The 4604-nt window shown below is 34.6% G+C and carries 7 protein-coding genes; 3 read left to right on the top strand and 4 right to left on the bottom strand.

Going from position 1 to position 4604, the window contains the following annotated elements; all coding sequences use genetic code 11:
• Positions 1 to 638 (bottom strand): MBL fold metallo-hydrolase (locus ABX784_RS15560; RefSeq protein WP_372655983.1); only part of this gene is annotated, 638 nt, incomplete at its 3' end.
• Between the two features lie 96 nt (positions 639 to 734).
• Between ABX784_RS15560 and ABX784_RS15555 the strand changes: the two genes are divergently transcribed.
• Complete coding sequence (locus tag ABX784_RS15555; RefSeq protein WP_372655982.1) at positions 735 to 1343, top strand: Crp/Fnr family transcriptional regulator; 609 nt, start codon at positions 735 to 737, stop codon at positions 1341 to 1343.
• A 55-nt stretch (positions 1344 to 1398) separates the two neighbouring features.
• Complete coding sequence (locus tag ABX784_RS15550; protein WP_372655981.1) at positions 1399 to 2127, top strand: sulfite exporter TauE/SafE family protein; 729 nt, start codon at positions 1399 to 1401, stop codon at positions 2125 to 2127.
• On the opposite strand, the gene ABX784_RS15545 is transcribed toward ABX784_RS15550, so the two are convergent.
• Positions 2117 to 2974: a radical SAM/SPASM domain-containing protein gene (locus ABX784_RS15545; RefSeq protein WP_372655980.1), complete on the bottom strand. Its 858-nt coding sequence runs from the start codon at positions 2972 to 2974 to the stop codon at positions 2117 to 2119. The two genes, ABX784_RS15550 and ABX784_RS15545, sit on opposite strands and share 11 nt — an antisense overlap.
• 146 nt (positions 2975 to 3120) lie before the next feature.
• Between ABX784_RS15545 and ABX784_RS15540 the strand changes: the two genes are divergently transcribed.
• Positions 3121 to 3555: a DUF5522 domain-containing protein gene (locus tag ABX784_RS15540; RefSeq protein ID WP_372655979.1), complete on the top strand. Its 435-nt coding sequence runs from the start codon at positions 3121 to 3123 to the stop codon at positions 3553 to 3555.
• On the opposite strand, the gene ABX784_RS15535 is transcribed toward ABX784_RS15540, so the two are convergent.
• Positions 3552 to 4253, bottom strand: coding sequence for a DUF445 domain-containing protein (locus ABX784_RS15535; protein WP_372655978.1), 702 nt, complete (start codon positions 4251 to 4253; stop codon positions 3552 to 3554). The two genes, ABX784_RS15540 and ABX784_RS15535, sit on opposite strands and share 4 nt — an antisense overlap.
• Positions 4254 to 4319: 66 nt before the next feature.
• Positions 4320 to 4604 (bottom strand): hypothetical protein (locus ABX784_RS15530; RefSeq protein WP_372655977.1); only part of this gene is annotated, 285 nt, incomplete at its 5' end.

Below are 4604 nucleotides of genomic sequence, written 5' to 3'. Positions count from 1 at the left end.
TTCATTGCTCTACCATTTGGTGAGTAATCATGCCCAACATAGATATTGAAGTGATTAGGTAGAGAATACAGTTTATTTTTTATAGAGTTGTACATTTCTTTAGAGTCGCCTCCTGGAAAGTCACATCTCCCTGTTCCAGAGTCAGGTATAAAAATAACATCACCTGTAAAAACGTTCTCATTAATTTTATAAGAAACACAAGAAGCAGTATGCCCTGGAGTTTTAAGTACTTCGATACTAAAAGAGCCTGAGTCCAATCTATCATTCTCATTTAGAAGTAGATCGTAAGGTAGCTGCTTGAAGTGTGGAAACTTTTCTTTAAAGTGAGTTATACTTTCCTCATCTAAGGCACCTATTCCCATTTTGCTCGAAGGAAGAGATTCCTTAAGTAAAGCTGCTCCAGTAAGATGATCTGCGTGAATATGAGTATCCAAGATATAGTGAATTTTTAAGTTGTGAGAATTAATAAAGTCCAATAAGGCCTCAATAGATTCATAACTTACACTCTTATCACCTGGGTGAAAGTTTAGAACGGGGTCAATTATCACACCATCTAATGTAGAGGGATCATATACTATATATGATAATGTCGAAGTATCTTCATCAAAGAATTCTTGTATATTAAGATTATCTGCCATTTTAGTTCCCCTTGTCTTATAATGGAGCTTTACAGATATAAGAATAGAGCTAAAAGACAGATCTAACATTGATCTAGATCAAACTTGGTGAGAACAATGAAGTATCAAAAAATTAAACCATTTATTAAGCACTCAACCTCTCGAAACTACAAGAGAGGAGAAATTATATATTCTCAAGATTCAACACCTACAAGTATATACTTTATTGAATCTGGAACTGTTGGACTATTTCATAATTCATCTAATGGAAAAGAAGTCTTTTTAAGAGTATTTGGAGAGGACTCCATATTCGGTCATAGATCATACTTTGCAAATTCTCCCTACCACGCTAACTCCATGGCACTTAGGGATACGAATATAATTATTATATCAAACGAAGAATGCCAGAGAATCTGTAAAGAGCATCCAGAGCTATTAATGGAGATGGTTTCTCATTTAGCAAAAGACTTAGGGCAAGCAGAACTAAGACTTGCAGGTGTGCATGATAAGAGTGTCGCTCAAAGAGTTAGTGAGTCACTCGTCTTTTTAAAGTTAAAATATCCTGATCAAGTTTGGACAAGAAAAGAAATCGCAGACTTTTCTGTTACAACATTTGAATCTGTCGCTCGTGTCATGACACTATTGGCGGAGAATAATATTATCAAAAAAGATGGACGAGATTTTATAATCAACGACTTAGATAAATTGATTAATTTCAATATTTGATACAAATCAAAGTATATAAACTGATTGCTGCCTATAATTAGATAAGGGAGCAATTATGACATACTTACTAGCGCTACTTTCAGGAATCGCACTTGGAACACTTGGAGGTGGGGGCTCAATATTAATTGTACCTATTCTAACCTACCTAATGGAATTTTCTCTTAAATTATCTATTCCTATGGGCCTTGCTATTGTTGCAATTTCTAGCTCAACAGCTGTCATCAGTAATCTAAGAGACAAAGTCATTAACTATAAAATTGCAGTTCAATTTATAATTTTCTCACTCCTCGGAACTTCACTAGGTTCATACTCCTCTCAGTTTGTAAGAGAGAGCTTCCAATTCATTTTATTTTCAACTGTTATCATACTTGCGGCAGTTAGTATGCTACGCAAGAGACCCCAAAGATCAAGTAATGATAGTATCCCTTTTATATACTTTGCTATAAGTGCTTTATCTATCGGAGTACTAACTGGATTAATTGGAGTTGGAGGAGGTTTCTTAATTGTTCCAACTTTAAATATAATAGGAAGACAAAATATAAAAGTATCAATAGCAACATCACTTTTTGTAATTGCAATCAATTCATTGGGTGGTTTTATTCAATATTTAACTATAGTTAATATTCCGTGGATTTTTCTTTTAAAGTTTTCTGCATTTGCATCTATTGGTTCATTCATTGGATCAAAAATTGCAAAAAAAGCAAATCCAGAAAAGCTCAAAGCGACCTTTGCATACTTCTTGGTTTTAATGGGAGTATTTATGATGGTGAAAACTACTTTTTAAATCTATTTATATAAGTACACTTTTGGCATAGATCTTCTACTAGCCTACCATTTTTAAATCCCTGCCTCATGGCCTCTGTTCGTTCATTCGACAAGATATCTGCAAGGGCCTCTTCTTTGCAGTTTCCAAGATTTATAATCGCCTCTTTATCTAAGCAACATGGAACTACAATTCCATTTGCATGAATTCCAACATGTCCTATCACGCCATTGCAGCGTCCCTGTTTTCCTTGGAACTCTCCATCTAGTGAAGGCCACTCAAATCGAGAATCAAAATGTAAGTATAATCTATTCCATACCCTTTTAGATTTTATGGCCCCGACTTCAATATTGCGATTAATCGTTATTTGGAAATACTTTTCAACGTATTCAAAAATGTCGGAATTATCCTTATCAGTAGAGTCTTGATTCCACATTCTAAAATTCACGTAGAGCTCAGGCCTTAAGGCATGTCCCTTTTGAACAAACTTTAAAATAGGAAGTAAGTATTCATCTAATTTCTTATGAGGAAAGTTATCTTTAAAAGCTTGTAATGAGAAATTTATCTGTCTAATCGCCTTTGAAGATAAGAGTAAGTCTTCATATCTTTTGAGTAGTAATCCATTTGTGGTGAGTTGAATTTGAGTATTATACTTTTCTGTAATTTTTAAGATTTCTTCAAACTTTGGATGTGCTAGCGGCTCTCCCATCAAATGGAGACATATCTCTTCAGCTAAAGGCGCGGCTTCGCTTACAATCTTTTCAAACTCTGTTAGAGACATTATTTCTTTATCTCTCTCAACAACAGGACAAAACGAGCATTGAACATTACAAATATTAGATATCTCTATATAAATTCTTTTTAGCATTAACCTCTTCCTTAAATATTTTAATAGCATGAATTCGCCTACAGGAGAATAGCTTTAAAAGAATTGGCTATAATGTACTGTGCATTGATATAATTTTATCACTGAGATAGATTAAACTACTGATTACATAGCAATAGGGGCCATAAATGGCAGAATTATCATATACAAATGAAGACGGTGACTCGGTTAAAACCAGTCAATTTCTAAAGAATAGAGGCTCTTGCTGCAAGACTTCTTGCCTACACTGTCCATATAACTTCACTTTAACTAAGCACGGACTAGAGTTTAAAGAGCTAGACCTAAGCACTATGCCTAAGGCACAAAGAATTATTGATGATAACTCACCTAAAGACGATAACTCGGTGAGCGCTTCTCTTCTTGCATCTGCTTTTGGGTCGGCTAAGAAGAAAGATACAATCTCTAAATTCCAGCTTCAAAACTATAGACTAGTTGAACTCAAGGGAGAGACTTGTGGTGTGGTAAAAGTGGGAAGTGTTGGTGTTAGTGCTCTCTACTTAAAAGAGCACTTTAAAGACCAGGGACTAAATAAGGACATCGTATCTAGTTATTTCAGTCACTAAGGAATTAGAGTAGAGATTAATCCGATTAGAGCACCGAAAACACCACCCCAAACAACAAGCCATCCAAGGTGTTCTTTGATCATTGTTTGAATAATTTCCTTAACCATCTGAGGAGTGAGCTCATCTAGTCTTCCATCGACCATAGTTTCGATACTATCAGCTATTGATGAGCTTCCTTCCCCACTTTGAGTAAGATTAGAAATGAAGTTTTCATCTTTAATAATATCAGCAATAATTTCTCTAAACTTTACTTCAAACTGAGGCTTTAGTGGCTCAAGAGCTGCTTCTCCACCAAACATTCCTAACATTCCACCAAATGGTGATTCAAGAATAGCTTGCTTGAGTTTATTGAAGATTTTATCAAAATCAATTGTCTTCATGATTGTTTCTTCTTCAATTTTTACGAGCCCACCAGAGTTTGAACTCATAAATTTCTCAAAGTTCTCTTTTGTAAAAAACTGATTCATGATCATGGATCTAATAGCGCCCTTGAACTCTTGAAAACGCTCGGTAATAATCCCAGAGCCATATAGTCCTGGAACTTTCTCAAAAAGCATATGTATTGCAAGCCAGTTAGTAATGGCCCCTGAGAATGAGTACAGACCCATTGTTTTTATAGTGTCAGAATATATTGGAGAGATAAACCCAAATCCAATAAGACCTAATGAAATTATATTTGTAACGAAACTCTTATTCATTTATTGCTCACTTTTACGTTAAAAGATGGTGATTATAAAAAGACTTAGATATTTTGGCCATAGGCTTTAATCTCTAAGTGTTCCAGTTAGTGAATTCTCTAAGAAGAATAATAACTCCTTTCTCTGTGTTGAATTCATTCTAATAATCTGTCCTCTAATGAGTGGGTGTGCGTTCTCTTTTTTCTTAAAAATCATATATCTATTTGTTTCTACAAATAACTTTTGTGGATAGTTCTTCTCAAATAGATCATTTAACCAATCACTCTTATAATTATCGATACTTCTTGTTCCACTAATATAGTGATTTACGACATCTCCAAGACTCTTGTATGCACCAGAGTGAAAGTAAGG

Origin of the sequence: Halobacteriovorax sp., assembly GCF_041587335.1 — a bacterium.
Classification (GTDB): Bacteria; Bdellovibrionota; Bacteriovoracia; order Bacteriovoracales; family Bacteriovoracaceae; genus Halobacteriovorax.
The sequence above is the reverse complement of the archived record's forward strand: the minus strand, read 5'-3'. Positions and strand labels throughout refer to the sequence as shown.